Annotated in this window: 21 protein-coding genes and 1 pseudogene; 12 read left to right on the plus strand and 10 right to left on the minus strand. The window is 37.7% G+C overall.

Annotated features, from left to right (window positions below):
• Positions 1-83: 83 nt before the first annotated feature.
• The 3 genes from AC0IWE_RS17725 to AC0IWE_RS17735 all read right to left on the minus strand — a co-directional run bounded on the left by AC0IWE_RS17725 (position 84) and on the right by AC0IWE_RS17735 (position 2,425).
• Entirely contained in the window at positions 84-671 is a 588-nt protein-coding gene (locus AC0IWE_RS17725) for a GDSL-type esterase/lipase family protein (RefSeq protein ID WP_471794092.1), read from the minus strand.
• A gap of 170 nt (positions 672-841) precedes the next feature.
• On the minus strand, positions 842-1,930 hold the full coding sequence (locus AC0IWE_RS17730) for a fatty acid desaturase family protein (protein ID WP_471794093.1): 1,089 nt from the start codon (positions 1,928-1,930) through the stop codon (positions 842-844).
• A gap of 324 nt (positions 1,931-2,254) precedes the next feature.
• Entirely contained in the window at positions 2,255-2,425 is a 171-nt protein-coding gene (locus AC0IWE_RS17735) for a hypothetical protein (protein WP_463494501.1), read from the minus strand.
• 456 nt (positions 2,426-2,881) lie between these two features.
• Here AC0IWE_RS17735 and AC0IWE_RS17740 point away from each other — a divergent pair, with 456 nt between their 5' ends.
• From AC0IWE_RS17740 to AC0IWE_RS17755, 4 genes are all read left to right on the plus strand, one after another.
• Positions 2,882-3,484, plus strand: coding sequence for a DUF7133 domain-containing protein (locus AC0IWE_RS17740; RefSeq protein WP_471794094.1), 603 nt, complete (start codon positions 2,882-2,884; stop codon positions 3,482-3,484).
• Between the two features lie 2 nt (positions 3,485-3,486).
• A complete protein-coding gene (locus AC0IWE_RS17745; protein WP_471794095.1) occupies positions 3,487-3,933 on the plus strand; it encodes a hypothetical protein in 447 nt (148 codons plus the stop codon).
• Positions 3,934-4,007: 74 nt separating this feature from the next.
• Positions 4,008-4,568: a HEAT repeat domain-containing protein gene (locus AC0IWE_RS17750; RefSeq protein ID WP_471794096.1), complete on the plus strand. Its 561-nt coding sequence runs from the start codon at positions 4,008-4,010 to the stop codon at positions 4,566-4,568.
• Positions 4,561-5,415 (plus strand): hypothetical protein, encoded by an 855-nt coding sequence (locus AC0IWE_RS17755; RefSeq protein ID WP_471794097.1) that lies wholly within the window; start codon positions 4,561-4,563, stop codon positions 5,413-5,415. Before AC0IWE_RS17750 ends, AC0IWE_RS17755 begins: the two co-directional genes overlap by 8 nt.
• Positions 5,416-5,533: 118 nt before the next feature.
• Here AC0IWE_RS17755 and AC0IWE_RS17760 read toward each other — a convergent pair whose 3' ends face one another.
• Positions 5,534-5,734 carry a hypothetical protein gene (locus tag AC0IWE_RS17760; RefSeq protein WP_055909924.1) on the minus strand — a complete coding sequence of 67 codons (201 nt, stop codon included), beginning with the start codon at positions 5,732-5,734 and terminating at the stop codon, positions 5,534-5,536.
• Between the two features lie 188 nt (positions 5,735-5,922).
• On the opposite strand from AC0IWE_RS17760, the gene AC0IWE_RS17765 reads away from it, so the two are divergent.
• The 4 genes and pseudogenes from AC0IWE_RS17765 to AC0IWE_RS17780 all read left to right on the plus strand — a co-directional run bounded on the left by AC0IWE_RS17765 (position 5,923) and on the right by AC0IWE_RS17780 (position 9,574).
• Entirely contained in the window at positions 5,923-6,300 is a 378-nt protein-coding gene (locus AC0IWE_RS17765; RefSeq protein ID WP_471794098.1) for a response regulator, read from the plus strand.
• 150 nt (positions 6,301-6,450) lie between these two features.
• On the plus strand, positions 6,451-7,263 hold the full coding sequence (epsC, locus tag AC0IWE_RS17770; protein ID WP_471794099.1) for a serine O-acetyltransferase EpsC: 813 nt from the start codon (positions 6,451-6,453) through the stop codon (positions 7,261-7,263).
• A 47-nt stretch (positions 7,264-7,310) separates the two neighbouring features.
• Positions 7,311-8,146 (plus strand): annotated as a pseudogene (cysM, locus tag AC0IWE_RS17775) (cysteine synthase CysM).
• A 162-nt stretch (positions 8,147-8,308) separates the two neighbouring features.
• Entirely contained in the window at positions 8,309-9,574 is a 1,266-nt protein-coding gene (locus AC0IWE_RS17780) for an ATP-binding protein (protein WP_471794100.1), read from the plus strand.
• A 202-nt stretch (positions 9,575-9,776) separates the two neighbouring features.
• On the opposite strand, the gene map is transcribed toward AC0IWE_RS17780, so the two are convergent.
• Positions 9,777-10,577, minus strand: coding sequence for a type I methionyl aminopeptidase (gene map / locus AC0IWE_RS17785; protein ID WP_471794101.1), 801 nt, complete (start codon positions 10,575-10,577; stop codon positions 9,777-9,779).
• A 329-nt stretch (positions 10,578-10,906) separates the two neighbouring features.
• Here map and AC0IWE_RS17790 point away from each other — a divergent pair, with 329 nt between their 5' ends.
• The 4 genes from AC0IWE_RS17790 to AC0IWE_RS17805 all read left to right on the plus strand — a co-directional run bounded on the left by AC0IWE_RS17790 (position 10,907) and on the right by AC0IWE_RS17805 (position 12,831).
• Complete coding sequence (locus tag AC0IWE_RS17790) at positions 10,907-11,200, plus strand: Crp/Fnr family transcriptional regulator (RefSeq protein WP_471794102.1); 294 nt, start codon at positions 10,907-10,909, stop codon at positions 11,198-11,200.
• A gap of 452 nt (positions 11,201-11,652) precedes the next feature.
• Complete coding sequence (locus AC0IWE_RS17795; RefSeq protein WP_471794103.1) at positions 11,653-12,063, plus strand: ABA4-like family protein; 411 nt, start codon at positions 11,653-11,655, stop codon at positions 12,061-12,063.
• Between the two features lies 1 nt (position 12,064).
• Positions 12,065-12,385, plus strand: coding sequence for a hypothetical protein (locus tag AC0IWE_RS17800; RefSeq protein WP_471794104.1), 321 nt, complete (start codon positions 12,065-12,067; stop codon positions 12,383-12,385).
• Between the two features lie 17 nt (positions 12,386-12,402).
• Complete coding sequence (locus tag AC0IWE_RS17805) at positions 12,403-12,831, plus strand: hypothetical protein (RefSeq protein ID WP_471794105.1); 429 nt, start codon at positions 12,403-12,405, stop codon at positions 12,829-12,831.
• A 14-nt stretch (positions 12,832-12,845) separates the two neighbouring features.
• Here AC0IWE_RS17805 and AC0IWE_RS17810 read toward each other — a convergent pair whose 3' ends face one another.
• From AC0IWE_RS17810 to AC0IWE_RS17830, 5 genes are all read right to left on the minus strand, one after another.
• Positions 12,846-13,403 (minus strand): YfhO family protein, encoded by a 558-nt coding sequence (locus AC0IWE_RS17810; protein ID WP_471794106.1) that lies wholly within the window; start codon positions 13,401-13,403, stop codon positions 12,846-12,848.
• Between the two features lie 49 nt (positions 13,404-13,452).
• Complete coding sequence (locus AC0IWE_RS17815; protein ID WP_471794107.1) at positions 13,453-14,502, minus strand: hypothetical protein; 1,050 nt, start codon at positions 14,500-14,502, stop codon at positions 13,453-13,455.
• A complete protein-coding gene (locus AC0IWE_RS17820) occupies positions 14,442-15,311 on the minus strand; it encodes a hypothetical protein (protein ID WP_471794108.1) in 870 nt (289 codons plus the stop codon). Before AC0IWE_RS17820 ends, AC0IWE_RS17815 begins: the two co-directional genes overlap by 61 nt.
• Before the next feature lie 268 nt (positions 15,312-15,579).
• Positions 15,580-15,732: a sigma factor-like helix-turn-helix DNA-binding protein gene (locus AC0IWE_RS17825; RefSeq protein WP_471794232.1), complete on the minus strand. Its 153-nt coding sequence runs from the start codon at positions 15,730-15,732 to the stop codon at positions 15,580-15,582.
• A 24-nt stretch (positions 15,733-15,756) separates the two neighbouring features.
• Positions 15,757-16,101 (minus strand): sigma factor, encoded by a 345-nt coding sequence (locus tag AC0IWE_RS17830; protein WP_471794109.1) that lies wholly within the window; start codon positions 16,099-16,101, stop codon positions 15,757-15,759.
• Positions 16,102-16,289: the final 188 nt, after the last annotated feature.

Genomic DNA, 16,289 nt, shown 5'->3' on the forward strand with positions numbered 1-16,289 from the left:
TGGTATTCCCTGTTCATTTGCTTAAAATTCTTTATGGAAAAATAGTGCTTCGATGTTATCGGGATATTAATTAAAGGTAATGATTAACCTATTTTATCTTTAACAATTTCGGCCCATAAACGATAACCTTCTTCGCTTAGGTGTAAGCCATCATGATCGTATAATGCAGGATCAGGATTGCCCGCTTTATTTAGCATTTTTTTAAATACATCAATAAATTTCCAGTTGCCATTAATTTTAATGATTTCACTTTCAATCAGGTTATTGGTATACCTAAACTGATCGGCCATATGCCAACGGTTTAAACTTGGCTTTAAAGAAATAAAATAACAGGGCAGGGGGCCAAACCTCAAATTTACCTTAACCATTAACTGCTGAAAAAAAATAAAGATCTCTTCAGGGTTCCGGCCATCTCCAAGGTCGTTATCGCCAGCATATACCACTAACGATTTGGGTTTATAATCAGTCATGATCCGTTCGAAAAACCAAACACAAGCTGCCAAGGTAGAGCCTCCGAAACCCAGGTTGGTAACTTTAGTGAAATCAAAATCATCTTCCAAATTCGTCCATAAGCGGATTGATGAACTCCCGTAGAAAATAATTCCCGGATGCTCGCGATCCATTCGATGCCTTTTCTCCAATTGTTTAACCTCTTCTTCGTACCAGTACATATTGCTAAGATAAAAAGTTCTGCCCTTTGAAGAAATGGATTTATGTTAAGTTTTTGTGAATAGAAAAGTATTCATAAGTCAATAACTTATAAAGTTAACCCGTTAATTTTTTAGGTGGTTAAACTGATGATCAACTTAACTTTGTACGAAATTGCTTTTAGCACGAAAATTTAATGAGCCAGCTCAGGCCTGCCCATTTTCTTTAATATGCGGTAATGGGAGCGCAAAGCGAGAAAGAAAGTTGCATTTTCATGGTAAGGCAGGTTAAAGTCTAAAGCCGTTTGCTTAACAATACCTGCAATTCTTCCATAATGTACATGGCATATTTTTGGGAAAAGATGGTGTTCAATTTGCCTGTTTAACCCGCCAAGAAAAAATGCTGAAATGTGGCATTCAGTGGCAAAATTTGCTGTAGTGCGCATTTGGTGCTCTGCCCAGGCTTCTTCCATGTTACCATCGGCGTTGGTTACAGGGAAAGTTGTTCCCTCTACTACGTGGGCCAACTGAAAAACAAGTCCCATGGTTAATCCTTGAGCCATATGCAATACCACAAAACCAATGGCAACCTGCCACCAACTAAGCGGCATTACCAAAATGGGCAAACCGATAAACGCAAAATAATAAAGGAATTTATAGAAAAAAAGGTTAAAATATTCAATTTTTGGGTGTGTATGCTGACAGGCCCCTACGCTTTTCTGGAAGAATTTTTTATAATCTTTGCGGAATACCCACGATAGTGAAGCCAAACTGTATAAAGGAAAAGCATACCATTGCTGGAAACGTTGGTGGGGCTTTAATTCATCCTCATTACAAATGCGGATTAAACCTGGAGCCACTTCAATATCTTCATCATGCCCGGGGATATTGGTATAAGTATGGTGCACCACATTGTGCGTAATGTTCCAAACATAAGGGTTAGCACCCACCATATGAAAAAGGAAACTGAAAAATGAATTGATCCGTTTAGAGTTTGAAAAAGAGCCATGAATAGCATCATGGCAAATGTTAAAGCCTATAAAAGCACATGTTGCGCCAAGTAAAACCGTTAAGCCTAAAAGTAATGCAGTGCTAATGGGTAAAAGTAATATCACCAAATAAAGTACCAGGAATACGGTTAAGAAAAAGCAGGCTTTAAACCACATTAATTTGTTGGCATTTGTACTTCTATTGTTTTCCTTAAAGTCTTTATTTACCCTACGGCGAACTTCGGCGTAAAAAGAATTTCCCGTTAAACAGGGGAATTTTGCTTTTGATTTCATGATCTTGTGCGCTTATCTACCCCATGTACGAGGTCGATACTCCAAGTTCATTAAGTTTTATATGTATGCTGGTATTTTTGCCAGGCTAAGTTATAAACGTAAACTGCTACGTTTTAGTTTTCTACGAAGATAATAACTTTAGTTGTTGATGTACCTGAGCTAAATGTTAAATTATGTTACCATTTTAACAGTAATGCCGCTTTTGTTATAAGCGTTGAAGGATACAAAAAGGAAGATGGCCGAAAATGCTTTTGTAAAACTTATTGCATTACCAAACAGCCCGGGCTATATTGTGCGGGAAAGTATAAAAAAAATTAATGCAGACTACTCACTGTAGTTCCTCTTATTAGCAGCATAAATATGGTACCAGATGTACAGAATCCATATTAACACCACCGTACTGTAAACCAATTCAGGGTCAGAAGCATCCTTTGTGATTAACAGCGCAATGGAGGAAATCAGGGCAGTCAGGAAGAAATAAAGAATATTTTTCATAACTTACTGATTTAATTAATGTTGGATTTAGTAAATATAATAAAATATCTCTTTCGAACCAACTGTTTTTTAAAATAATTTGTTAAAATGTGTTTAAACTGTTTAATTGTTCCATTTTTATTATATTTTTCATCTATTTGTTTGTTTTTTAAGGCATTATTGCAATAATAAATCAGGTGTTAGGGCTATTTTGTTGGAATTAATTTTTTTAGTAACTATTGTGAAGGATTTACCTCAACTTTTAATGGTAGACGCATGAAGCGTTAATTTACTTTAAAATTTAAAGGAGTTATTTAAATTTTCTTCAGCTGCTGTAACTGAAGTCAAAAAAAAAGAAATTAATAACACGCGATTGGTTAATAAGTGCATAAAACAGCACAAAATTGTGGCATAATAGAATTTAGATTTTTTTGTATGTTTACCCGACAACTAACCAGAAAATAATAACACACACAAATGATTAAATTTTCTTTAAGCTTAATTTCGTTTACATTAGTTTTTTTTGGACTAAAAAGCTTATTCAATGAACCAAAAGCATCACAGGCCTTACCGCCCGAATTAACCATTACCAATTTTGCAGGCCCTGATGTTACCCCAAGTCCGGCTTGTTTAGCCGTTGCCCCAACAGGCGAAGTTTATGTTGGTGTTGATATGATCGGTTCTTTAGGAAAAGATCCCGGTAAAGGACATATCCTGAAATTAATTGATAAGGATAATGATGGCAAAATGGACCAGCATGTAGATTTTGCAGAAGTAGATAACCCAAGGGGGATTATTGTGCAGGGAAACCAGGTATTTGTTTTGCACACCACTTTTTCTAAAGAAACAAAGCAGGCTACCGGTATGAATTTAGTCGTATTTGAAGACAAAGACGGCGACGGAAAGGCAGATGGACCAGAAAAGCCACTTATTGAGCACATTAGCAATGCAAAATACATCCGCGAACGTGGTACCGACCACGCCACCAATGGCATAAGAATGGGAATTGATGGATGGATTTATATTTCCGTTGGAGATTTTGGATTTCACGATGCGGTAGATGGCTCAGCAGAAAGTTAACCATGCTAGGCGGTGGAATATTGCGCGTGCGCCCCGATGGAACCGAAATGGAAATATTTACGCATGGTACCCGCAATGTGTACGATGTAGCGATTGATCCTTATATGAATGTTTTTACCCGCGAAAATACCAATGATGGTGGGGGTTGGAATGTGCGTTTCTCTCACCACATCCAATCAGGTGAATATGGCTATCCGGTTTTATTTCAGAATTTTACAGATGAAATTATTCCTGCGTTGGCAGATTTAGGTGGAGGATCGGGTACAGGTGCATTATTTATGGATGAACCCAACTGGCCTGAACAATATAACCATGTGCCAATGATGGCCGACTGGGGCAGAAGCATGCTTTACATCCACCGTGTATCAACCGATGGACCAACCTTTACACAAAAGGATGAAGAGTTTATCAAATTGCCTCAAATTACCGATTTAGATGTTGATGGCTAGGAAGGCTCTACCTTTCAGCATGGGATGGTGCAGGTTATTCTGGTAGCCCGGATAAAGGATACATTGTTCGTGCAGTGCCAAACAACTGGACTTATAAGGCTTTTCCAGATGTTAAAAAAGCTTCTGTTAAAAAACTAACAGAATTATTAAAATCAAATAGCGCAGTGGCAAGGCTTACGGCTTCGCAAGAATTGGTGTTACGCAATGATAAACAGGCCATTAATGCGGCATTAAAAATTGCTTCCGACCAAAGTTTAGCACTTGATGTGCGTGTGGCAGGTGTTTTTACCTATGCACAGCTCACCAAAGAAAATGGTATTGCTACTTTAGTTGAATTTACCAAAGATAAAACCTTAAGAGAATTTGCTTTAAAGGCACTTGCCGACCGTAAAACTTACATTGATAAGGTACCTGTAGAACCATTTTTGGCAGGGCTAAAAGATTCTTCTTTACGCGTTCAGGCCACTTCCATAATTGGTTTAAACCGTTTCAGGGCGAGCAGAAGTAGCCAATGTACTTTTACAAACAAATGTTCCGGCTTCGTTTACTGCACCTGCCAAAGGTACAGAAGGGCCGCATGCTACGCCAAACTCAGCAATTATTTTACCTCACTTAGCTGTTCGTGCTTTGGTTGATCTTAATGCTGTAGATGCTTTGCTTGCTGCTGTTAAAACCGAAAATTCAACACTTGCACTTTGGGCGTTGCGTTATATCCATACCGAAAAAGCTGTTAATGGCTTGATTGAAAATTACAATCAATCGAAAGATGAAAAGTTAAAGCAACAGATTTTGGTTACGTTGGGCCGTTTGTATAAAAAGGAAATTGCTTACGATGCGAGCTGGTGGTGGGGTACACGCCCCGATTCGCATGGCCCATACTTTAAAGCTGTTTCATGGGAAGGCTCTCCTGCAATTGAGAAGTTTTTAAAGGCAGAGGCTGCAAAAGCAGGTGCCCAGGGCAAACAGTTTTATGTAGATTTAAATGCGCGCCAAAGGATGGATATTCCTGAATTTGCTGAAGAGGAAAAAGTAGCAGCTGCAGAAGAACCTAAAATTGATTTGGAAAAAATTAAAAATCAAAAAGGCCAGGTAGGCAAATCTTCTATTGAAGATGTATTGTTGGCCATTAATAAATTACAGGGAAATCCGCTAAAAGGAAGAAACATTTTCAATAACCAGGGTTGTATTGCTTGCCATAGCTTAAGTAAAAGTGAAAAAATGAAAGGTCCGTTTATGGGGCAGATTGGCTCCATCATGAACCGTGAGCAGATTGCAGAATCGATATTAAAACCTAGTGCTTCTATTTCGCAAGGCTTTGCATCGGTATTAATTACTGCCAAAGGTGATCATACCTATATGGGATTTATCACCGAAGAAACAGCTGCCAAAGTTGTTTTGCGCAACATTGCCGGGGGAAGTATTTACCATAAAGGCAGGCGATATTTTAACAAGAAAGGAAATGGAAAACTCCATGATGCCTGAAGGTTTGGCCAATTCGTTGTCGTACGAAGAACTTGCTTCTTTAGTTACTTTTTTATCTGAACAGAAAAAATAAATTTATATGCGTAATTCCGGTCGGTTTGCCGATCGGAATACTTTATTAAATCTGATTATTCTTATTCCAATTTCTGCGGATGATAATCAGTTCACCATCCACAAGTTGAAATACGTAGCTGTTTAGGCTTATCGACTTGAATACTGCAATACGGTATACCAGGCCAGATTTCTCTTCAAAGGTAATTTCTTCACCGATATAAACCCGATCCAGTTCCTTTGCCGTTGTTTTATCGGTAATAAACATATAGAGAGAACACTAGTTTCAGAACAGTGTTTTAGAAATATTTATATTCTTGTACAATATATACGTATAAACCTCATAGGTGTAGTAATATTTTGTATTTATACCTGTTTTTTTTATTTCAGGGTTATTCCTTCAGGTTTTAGCTTCAAAATTCCTATCTTAATATAAATTGTTATAAATACAATATAATGCATCGGATATTAATTGAGGAAACTGACGGATCTATTTTAGAGGTACTCAAAATTGCATTGGAAGAAGAAGGATTTATCACCCTTGGAACCATCGGTTTTAAACCAGGTTTTATGGAACTGGTAGATAATTTCAAGCCTCACACTGTTATTTTGGATTTTCGCCTCAACGGGAAAGATGCAACCTGCATTTGCCAATCCATTAAAAATAAATATCCATACCTCCCGGTACTTGCGCTAAGTTGTAACATTGATATCCACCTGAACTATAAGCTGAATGGATTCGACGATTACATCAGTAAACCCTTTGATTTAAAAGTACTTTATAAAATATTACGAAAACATACTGCTGGTTCGGTTCAGCACCATCAGGAATAGCACCTATTAATTTATTTCATTGTTATTGGTGCGCAATTTTCAAGATAAAACAGCAGTATTTGTTTTGGTTTAAAAAAACAAAACTTACATTTAGCGATTAAATCTATATACCTAGTCGATGAGCAGATTGACCAGGTATGACCACCGATTATGGAAGACCATTTTTTTGAACAAATATTTAAAAACCCTCAAGAGCAACCAAATATCCCACCAAATGAAGTCATCTCCCTTTGGGCGGAACGACTCATTCAGGTGCTTTTTCCAGAAAACTCGGCTAAGGTATTTGCAACTGTAGAAGAAGTAAAGGCTTATATTTCAGTTTTGGAACTAGAGCTTTATGATATTATATCGAGTAGCTGTAAGCTTAAAAATGCAGAATGCAAAAATGCAGCCGGTCAGTTTTTCGGAATGTTGCCCGAACTTTATCGGGTATTAAATACCGATATTGTTGCGATATACGAGGGCGATCCGGCGGCGCAGAGCAGGTTTGAGGTGGTTAGAACTTATCCTGGTTTTTATGCCATCTGTTTTTATCGGATTGCCCATATGCTCTACCAATTCGGTATTCCGCTGGTACCCAGAATCCTTACTGAATATGCGCATTCCAAAACAGGTATTGATATCCACCCTGCGGCCAGTATCGGCGAATATTTCCACATCGATCATGGAACAGGGATTGTAATCGGCGAAACCAGTACAATTGGGCGCTATGTGAAACTTTACCAGGGCGTAACCTTAGGGGCATTGAGTGTAAAAAAAACATTGGCAGGCAGCAAACGCCATCCAACGGTAGAGGATAGGGTAGTAATTTACTCTGGGGCAACCATTTTAGGAGGCGAAACCGTTATCGGGCATGATAGTATCATAGGGGGTAACGTTTGGCTTACAGAAAGTATTCCGGCGTTTTCTACAGCATACCATTCGCCAATTATTACCATAAGAAACCATAAAGAAACCATTTAACATATTATAATATGGCAGGAATAATCGATCTGATCGGAAATACGCCAATGGCTGAGCTGCAAAAGCTGAACATTAATCCGGCAGTGCGGGTATTTGCTAAATTAGAAGGCAATAACCCGGGAGGAAGCGTTAAAGACAGGGCATCGCTAAATATGATCAGGAGCGCAATAGAACGTGGCGAAATAAAACCCGGTACAAAACTGGTTGAAGCAACAAGTGGTAATACGGGTATTGCGCTGGCGATGATTGCAAGTTTATACCGTTTGGATATTGAACTGGTAATGCCTGCCAACTCTACACGCGAACGTAAGGTAACCATGGAGGCATTTGGTGCGCAGGTAACTTTATTGGATAGCATTGAAGATTGTAGAGATTATGCGGAAGAAAAAGGAAGCAGCGAGGGGTATTTTTTGCTCAACCAGTTTGCAAATTCAGATAATTACCTTGCACACTACAAAACAACAGGACCGGAAATCTGGAAAGATACCAACGGAGCGATTACACATTTTGTAAGCTCGATGGGTACTACAGGAACCATTATGGGCTGCTCACGTTTTTAAAAGAAAAAAATAAAGATATACAGATTGTTGGCTGCCAACCTACCGAAGGTTCATCTATACCGGGCATAAGGAGATGGCCTGTTGAATATTTACCTAAAATATTTGAGCCAGAGCGGGTAGATCGTGTGATGGATATTGCACAGGAAGAAGCCACTTTAATGTCGAGAAGAATGGCTAAAGAAGAAGGCTTGTTTGCAGGCATGAGTTCGGGTGGGGCATGTGCCGCTGCATTAAAACTTGCAGGCGAACTGGATAAAGGGACCATTGTATTTATTGCCTGCGATCGTGGTGACCGTTACTTAAGCAGTGACCTTTTTGGTTAATATTTTAGTTGCTTTAGGATTTTTGATTGTATGCCAACATTTTAATTAACCTAATCAAGTATTTATACCAATAAATTCTACTTTGAGGATGTTTAAAACTTATTCCTACGCTAACTTTTAGGATTAAAATAATATGATATATTTGCTAATTAAATTAGCATCATGTCGGTAAAGGTTAACATTACATCCAAAGGAATTCAAAAGGCACTTAAAAACTACAATGAAAAACAGGCTATTGCTGAATATATCTGGAATGGCTTTGATGCCAATGCAGATACCATCAGGATAGATTATGTTGCCAATCCGCTTGGCCTTTTAGAAAGCCTTAGTGTTGCTGATAATGGTTATGGAATTAACTTCGAACGCTTACAACAAAAGTTCGATCCCTTTTTTGAATCCGAGAAATCGATTCAAATTGTTGCGCCAAAGCATACTTCAAAAATGCATGGACGTAATGGCGTTGGCCGGCTTACCTTTTTTACTTTCGCGCATGATGCCGTTTGGCGAACCTCTTACAAAACAGAGCAGGGCTACCAGCAGGGCCAAATAAAAATCAGTACTGGTGGATTGAACAGTTACAGTCATGATTTTACGGAGACACCTCATGCTATTGGCGAAACAGGTACAACTGTTGCTTTTAGTAACCTGAAAATCAGTGTGCAAGATGTTGAAGAAACCGTGCTTCCATTTCTGATCAACGAATTTTGTTGGTTTATTGAGCTTAACAAACACAAAAGCTACACAATCATTGTAAATGGCGAGGCATTGGATTTTAGCAGCAACGTTAAAATTTTAGAAGAATTTAATCTTTTTTATCCCGATTCTGCGGTTACATTTAAGGTGAAGTACGTTCATTGGAAAGAAAACCTGCATCGAGAGTTATCCAAATACTATTTTTTAGCGGGAGGCGAGGAGATATATAAAGATTATACTACGCTTAACAAAAAGAGCGATGATTATTTTCACAGCATTTATATTGATAGTGATTTCTTTCGTGATTTTGATTTTAAGAGTTTCGAAAATGAAGGTCAGGTAGCCATATTTGGTGCTGCAAAATCTTCTCCTAAATATCGGTTCCTGATTAAAGAGCTTACCGAATACCTGAAACATAAGAGAAAGCCGTTTTTAAAAGAATACGCCAGCCGTTTGATAGAAAGTTATGATCAGGATGCCATATTTCCAGCTTATTCATCTCCAACGGAAACAGCACAACATAAGGAACCATTGGTTAATTTAATAAAGGCATTATACGAAATAGAACCAAAGCTGCTCAGTAGCTTAAATACCGACCAAAAAAAGACATTGGTACGGTTGATTGATCTGCTGCTGCGAGTCTCGGGTCAACATAGCCAACTGTTGGAAATGTTTAATGGATTGATTGAACTGGAACCTGAAGAGCAAAATGAATTGCGTTTGCTGCTGAATTAAGGCGATTCATTATAAATTATATAGAAAATAAGTTAATATGGGTCTTCGACTCCGCTCAGACTGACAAATTTCAAAAAAAATAGACATCACTGAAGCAAAGCGTAGTGTATAGATCTATTACAATTGAATTTCTGCTTATTATTCCATTATTATTGCTAAGTGGGCAAAAAAAAGCCACAATTTGTGTTGTGGCTATATCCAATTAATAATATGAAGTATTCAAATTGCTGTTCTGCTTTTCTGCGGCCTCAATTGGTGCATAATCTGATAGAATAAGTGCTTCACCTTTTTTAACGCAAACATCATGTTCGAAATGTACTGATGGACTTCCATCAGCCGTTCTGATGGTCCAGCCATCTTCATCCAGAAAAACATCTTTTTTACCCATATTAATCATGGGTTCTATGGCCAGAACTAAATTTTCTCTTAGCAGCAAACCGTTGCCTTTGCGACCGTAGTTTGGTACCTGTCGATCTTCGTGCATATCCTTACCCAAGCCATGTCCAACCAAATCACGAACAACGCCATAACCTTGTTTTTCGTTATGCATTTGGATTGCCGCACCGATATCTCCGATGCGTTTCCCAACTACGGCTTCTTTAATGCCTAAAAACAAAGATTCTTTAGTGGTTTTAACAAGATTTAAAACCTCTTTAGAAACCTCACCAATTATGAATGTATAAGCGTGATCGCCATGAAAACCATTTTTGATTGTGCCAACATCAACAGAAATAATATCACCGTCTTTCAACTCATCTTTTGTCGGAAATCCATGCACCACAACATCATTTACGGACGTAATGATGTGAAAAGGAAAACCGTTAAAATTAAAAAAAGAAGGAACTGCACCATGATCAAGTATATATTCATTGGCCAGTTTGTCAATCGCCAAAGTGGTAATGCCTGGTTTTAATATTTTGGCTATTTCTGCTAGTGTATCGCTCACAAGTAGTGCACTGATTTGCATCAGTTCTACTTCTTCGTTGGTTTTGTATAAAATCATTGGTGCAAATTTAATAAAAGAAGTTGGAAGGCTGAAATATTGGATCAGTGTAAGATTTAAGCTATTATGAGATATAAACAAACTAGAAATTAAACCCACTGGAATAATTTTAAGATACTTTTCTAAAAAAAAATAATGGCTGAGATTTTTTTTAAGCGAGCTGTCAATCATTTGTTTTACCTATTATCTGATAGCATGATATATTGCGGTAAAACCTTAAAATATTGTACTAAATTTGCCCTTCAATACCCATTTCAGCATGTACGAAATTATTACGCAATCGTTAAGTAAACTGGTCGATTTTACCGAAGAAGAGCTTTTTTTTATTTATGCAACGCCTTAAACCTTTAAGTTTAAAGAAGCACAGCTTCTACCTAAAAGATGGTCAGGTTTGCAAAAGCATGGTAATTGTTTACAAAGGCGGCATGCGGGTTTTTACACGTAATGAAAAAGGCGACCAAACCTTAGGTTTTGCCTTTGAGGGGGAATGGATTGGCGATTATGAAAGTTTTTTACTTCAAACACCTTCCGATTTTTTTATTGAGGCCTTGGAAGATTGTGAAGTATTTACTTTAAGCTTTGCTGATATGCAGTCACTTTATTTGCATAGTCAGCGCTTTTGAGCGTTTTGGACGGATTATAGCCGAAAATTTATTTATTGAAACCGCAAAGAGCAAACGTAACCTCATGGCGCAATCTGCTGAAAACCGTTATCTTAACCTTATTGATACTAACCCGCATATTTTAGATAGATTGCCCCAACATTTAATTGCTTCGTATTTGGGCATTCAACCACAAAGCCTGAGCAGGATTAGGGCGAAATTGACCAAAAAGTAGTTTTAAGTTGGTTAATGGTTTCTAAATGCATACTTATTTGGTTAATTAAAGCTATACTACCTCCTTTAAACGCTTCCCACAGATCAATACCTTAATGTTCTTGCTGTAAAACATTATTGCGGTTTAATCTTCACCTATGTTAACGATTTCGTTGTGTTTATTAACGCAATATCATTTTTAACCCAAATGATTATCGGCAGCTTTGTGCTATTAAAACATCTGAATCTTTTTAAATAATATGGATACACCACAGGTTTTCTCTATTGCCAGTGCGCTTGCTGCCTTGCAATGGTTGTTATTAATCGTTGCTCCAAAATGGAAGGTAACCGTATGGCTCGTTCGTTTTGCAGTTATACCTTTAGTGCTCGCTATAATTTATAGCATTTATATTATAGGCTTCTTTAACATTGAAGGTGGCGGATTTGGCTCTCTAAAGGAAGTACGTACACTTTTTGCAAATGATCAACTTTTACTGGCAGGCTGGGTACATTACCTCGCTTTCGACCTCTTGATTGGTTTTTCCATTATAAAATCGGCAAATGATAGAAAAATTTCCCATTGGCTGGTCATTCCTTGTTTACTCCTCACTTTCATGTTTGGTCCCTGCGGTTACCTGCTTTATCAAATTATTAACAAAACAAAATCATAACATGAAAAATCTTTTCACGCGGATCAAGAATGGGAGTCCTGCTTTATATTATTGCGGTTTAGGTCATTTAATTTTATTTCTGCTGATGTTGCTTATTGCCTTATTTGATCACAGGCTGTTAATGGGCATCAATCTCTGGATTAAACCCATTAAATTTGCAATTTCTATCGCGATATATTGCCTAACCTGGCCACTCTTTTTACAATATTTTCCTTTTGAACGCTTAAAAAAATACTTCGCTAACTTTACAGTTTTTGCCATGTCTTTCGAAATGATTGCCATTGCAACCCCAGGCTGCAAGAGGAGAGTTATCTCATTATAACATTACAAGTACTTACAATGCGTCTAGTGTTTGGTACCATGGGTATTGTAATTGTTTCGCAAACGCTTTTCGCCTTATTAATTGGCCTCATGTTTTTTAAAGTAAAGGCTGCTGCAATGAATCCGGCTTTACTGTGGAGCATCCGTTTAGGCATAATCATGACTACCATTTTCGCTATGGAAGGTGGTATTATGGCTTCCCGCTTGGCTCATACCGTTGGGGCAGCAGATGGAGGAGTGGGGATACCATTGCTCAACTGGAGTAAGGTTGCCGGCGATTTACGCATTGCCCATTTTATGGGACTGCATGCTTTACAGGTTGTTCCGCTGTTTGTATGGTTTACAAAAGTTAAAACAGCCCGATCAGCTGTGCTGTTTTCGGTGATTTACTTTTTGTTGATATCATTCTTGTTTTACAATGCAATGCTGGGCAATCCCTTACTTTAATGGGTTGCAATGATTTAACTCAATGTGGATCGCTTTTTGAAGTTAAGATAAATTCCGGTGCCAATTAACAACACGAGTATAAAAGATGCTGCGAATGAGATTTTTTCTCCAACATAGTAAGCGTTTGGATGGAAAATAAATTCGATTTTATGTTTTCCGGCGGCAATTTGTGCACCTCTTAAAATATAGTTTACGCTAAAATAAGGCTTTTCAATACCATCTATAAACATTTTCCACCCTTTATTATAGTATACTTCCGAAAAAACAGCGGTATTGGCCTTTGGTGCATTGCTTTCATAAACAAGTGTATCAGGCGAATAACTGGTCATTTTAATCTGTCCGGCAGGCAGCTCATTGTTAGGGGTTTCCTGGGTGATGAGGCTTTTGTATTTTTCATTGATAATTACATCTGTTTGTGGCACTAGCGTACTTAGTGCATTCATTTCTGCATCAGCGTTTTTTACAAAAGTAATATGGTTCACAAACCAGGCGTTGCCACAGGCTTTTGGATTAGCCATTACCTTAAGCTGTTGTGCAGAATCGGCTGTAATTATATACTTGGTATTCAACATGCCCAGAATATTAAGATTAACACCTTTTTTAAATTGTATTTCTACAATTTCATTTGAATTTTTTTAGCCTTGCTGCAGAATAACCACCTATCGATTTGTGAAAATACGGTGTGGTTGCATCACTTAAAATGTCTTTGGTTAAATCGATAACCTTATAATTCAAGTCGCTATCTTTCCATATTTCTAAATCAACAGTTCTAGGCTCAGGGGTATTGGTAATAGATTTTGCCACAAAACTTTCCTTATTTATGTACCGCTTATCAACCGTGTAAAGGTCAGTTAATACAATTAATGCTATAGCAATTGGAAAAAAAACCGGGTTTATTTTATCTTTTAGGTATAACCACAGCAATGCAAAAGCCGCTATAACGTAAGCCAATGATCTAATGGCATCGCTTTGTGCTAGCCATTTACGGTCTTCAACTAATGCATTTCCGATTGTATTGGCTTCGGGTGCCCCAATTTTAAATGCAGTAGCAATCTGATTAAGCATTTCATTATGGTTTGCACTCTTAAATGATAAAAAGAGGGTAGGCACTAATGCAATCAATAATGTAAAACCAGCTGTTATGTAGAAAGCCGGAAATATTTTCTTCAGCAATATTTTTTTTTCGCTGGTATTCATTACTTCTTGCAGGCTTAATATCGCCAGCATCGGGAAACATAGGCCAGCCACAGCAAGGATAGATTCTACCGCCCTGAATTTGTTGTATAAAGGTACATGATAAAAAAACAGATCGGATAAAAATGGCCAATTTTTGCCAAAAGAAAGTAGCATGGTTAAAATAATAACTGATAACAGCCACCATTTAATACTGGATTTAACAATGAAAAGGCCAAGTACAAAGAAGAAAACAATGATTGCACCAAAATAAAAAGAGCCTTCAGTAAAAGGTTTTTCGCCCCAATAAAGTGCAGGCATACTTTGGGCAATGCCTAATGCCTGATTTTCATCAGCTCCTAAGGTTTTAAGTGATTTAATAAGGTTAGACTCCGGATTTGTATTCGGCCGGGAACTTCCGCCATACGCATTTGGAATTAAGAAAGTAATGCATTCGCCAATACCCTGGCTCCATTCATATGCATAATTTCTGGGCAATCCGGTTGTTTTTTTAGTGCTTGTACTACTCGAGCTGCCGAAGTACCCCTGATGGTTTCTTTTCCATACTCATAAGTGCTCCATAAAGAAGATGTATTTACCAATATGGCCAACAGGGTAGCCGCGGCTGAAAATCCCACTGATTTTAGGAATAATGGAATCGTTTTATCGGTAAAAGCCTTGTAACATTCAACCAATACGAACAGCAATATTGCCATCATCAGATAATAAGTCATTTGGATATGGTTTGCCCTAATTTCCATAGCGAGAAAGGTGCTCAATAAAATTGCACCCTTAAAATATGATCGTTTAAAAATTAGAAGAACGCCTGCTAAAACGGGGGCAAAAAATGCGATGGCGAAGATTTGGCTGGAGTGGCCGGCACCGATAAGTATAATGTTGTAAGATGAAAAGCCAAATGCAAGCGCTCCGGCGAAAGATAGCCATGGATTGACTTTTAGCACACAGAAAAGCAAGTAGGTGCCGAGTAGCAATACCATAAAAATTCCGGTGGGGGCAGGCATGGCATAGCTAATTGCTTTAACAACCCAAGTGGTAATGTTTGCCGGGTAGGGTGCCCATATCTGAAAGGTGGGCATACCCGCATGGATTTGATTCGTCCATAAAATGGTTTCTCCTTTTTCTTTGTAGTGGTTAATTTCGGTTTGGGTAGATTGTGCCCTGGTTACATCATTTTGTCCTAAGGTTTTACCCATAAAAGATGGACTGAAAAAGAGAAAGCAAGCAACAAAAAGTAAAAATACAATAAGGAAATGTATAGAGTTATTGCTTAACCAGTTTTTCATCATAACAGGAGTGTTTAGAACACTAAAAATATGATTTTCGATTGAAAATGAATGAAGTATTCACTAAAGTATAATACTCGAATTGCAATATCCATATTTTAAGCTGAATTGGAGGGCAAAATTATTGCGAGAGTAATATCTATGCTCTTGTTGATTACTTAAATAGCCCACATTAATTAATGCAGGCTATTTGTTAAGCTTTTTAGAAATGTAAAATCTATAAATGTAAAAACGGGTTGTAATGGATAATTTTAAGAACTAATCCGTTTGCTTAAAGCTGATAGTTTCCACGATAATTTTTCAAGTATTTCTTAAGTTCCAGTCGGGCCTGGTGAATGCGTGTTTTTACTGTCCCCAATGGCAAATCGAGTTCTTCGGCAATTTCATGGTATTTATAGCCTTCAAAATACCTTTGAAATGGAATACTGTAAGCGCGGGTACTATGCTATTAAGTGCCCGTTGAATATCGTTGATCACAAAACCGGATTCGGCAGCATTCCGGGTGGAACTTTTTAGCAAATGCGCATTGGAAATTTCTTCCTCCCGTAGTAACCGTTTCACTCCGTTTTTTGTTCGAACGGTAGTTATTGATAAAAGTATTGCGCATAATTACATAAAGCCAGCCTTTAATATTTGTACCCTGATCGAAATTATGACAGAAACGGATGCCTTTTAGCAACGTATCCTGTACCAGATCTTTAGCCTCGTCGGGATCTTTTGTAAACTGCATGGCATGCGAATGAAGTGCTGTTGCGTGAGAATTTGCCGCTAAGCTGAATTCATTTTGATTCATTGTTTTTTAATGTTTAAGACCTTAACTATCAATTTGGTATGCCAGATCTATTGTGTACTATACTTTAACTCCAATATGATCACTTGAAGGAGCAACAAAACAAGTTAAATTTGGTTTACCCATAACTGGTTTTTTTATCAGGATCAGCTTAAATAGGGTATTTATACGAGGGAAAAATTATTGATTTT

The sequence above is a fragment of the Pedobacter sp. AC402 genome (assembly GCF_979252805.1).

Bases quoted from the DNA above. Each gene is read 5' to 3' on its own strand.
- AC0IWE_RS17725 (WP_471794092.1), bottom strand. From the start codon at position 671: ATGTACTGGTACGAAGAAGAGGTTAAACAATTGGAGAAAAGGCATCGA.
- AC0IWE_RS17730 (WP_471794093.1), bottom strand. From the start codon at position 1,930: ATGAAATCAAAAGCAAAATTCCCCTGTTTAACGGGAAATTCTTTTTAC.
- AC0IWE_RS17735 (WP_463494501.1), bottom strand. From the start codon at position 2,425: ATGAAAAATATTCTTTATTTCTTCCTGACTGCCCTGATTTCCTCCATT.
- AC0IWE_RS17740 (WP_471794094.1), top strand. From the start codon at position 2,882: ATGATTAAATTTTCTTTAAGCTTAATTTCGTTTACATTAGTTTTTTTT.
- AC0IWE_RS17745 (WP_471794095.1), top strand. From the start codon at position 3,487: ATGCTAGGCGGTGGAATATTGCGCGTGCGCCCCGATGGAACCGAAATG.
- AC0IWE_RS17760 (WP_055909924.1), bottom strand. From the start codon at position 5,734: ATGTTTATTACCGATAAAACAACGGCAAAGGAACTGGATCGGGTTTAT.
- AC0IWE_RS17765 (WP_471794098.1), top strand. From the start codon at position 5,923: ATGCATCGGATATTAATTGAGGAAACTGACGGATCTATTTTAGAGGTA.
- epsC (WP_471794099.1), top strand. From the start codon at position 6,451: ATGGAAGACCATTTTTTTGAACAAATATTTAAAAACCCTCAAGAGCAA.
- AC0IWE_RS17780 (WP_471794100.1), top strand. From the start codon at position 8,309: ATGTCGGTAAAGGTTAACATTACATCCAAAGGAATTCAAAAGGCACTT.
- map (WP_471794101.1), bottom strand. From the start codon at position 10,577: ATGATTTTATACAAAACCAACGAAGAAGTAGAACTGATGCAAATCAGT.
- AC0IWE_RS17790 (WP_471794102.1), top strand. From the start codon at position 10,907: ATGCAACGCCTTAAACCTTTAAGTTTAAAGAAGCACAGCTTCTACCTA.
- AC0IWE_RS17795 (WP_471794103.1), top strand. From the start codon at position 11,653: ATGGATACACCACAGGTTTTCTCTATTGCCAGTGCGCTTGCTGCCTTG.
- AC0IWE_RS17800 (WP_471794104.1), top strand. From the start codon at position 12,065: ATGAAAAATCTTTTCACGCGGATCAAGAATGGGAGTCCTGCTTTATAT.
- AC0IWE_RS17805 (WP_471794105.1), top strand. From the start codon at position 12,403: ATGCGTCTAGTGTTTGGTACCATGGGTATTGTAATTGTTTCGCAAACG.
- AC0IWE_RS17810 (WP_471794106.1), bottom strand. From the start codon at position 13,403: ATGTTGAATACCAAGTATATAATTACAGCCGATTCTGCACAACAGCTT.
- AC0IWE_RS17820 (WP_471794108.1), bottom strand. From the start codon at position 15,311: ATGATGAAAAACTGGTTAAGCAATAACTCTATACATTTCCTTATTGTA.
- AC0IWE_RS17830 (WP_471794109.1), bottom strand. From the start codon at position 16,101: ATGAATCAAAATGAATTCAGCTTAGCGGCAAATTCTCACGCAACAGCA.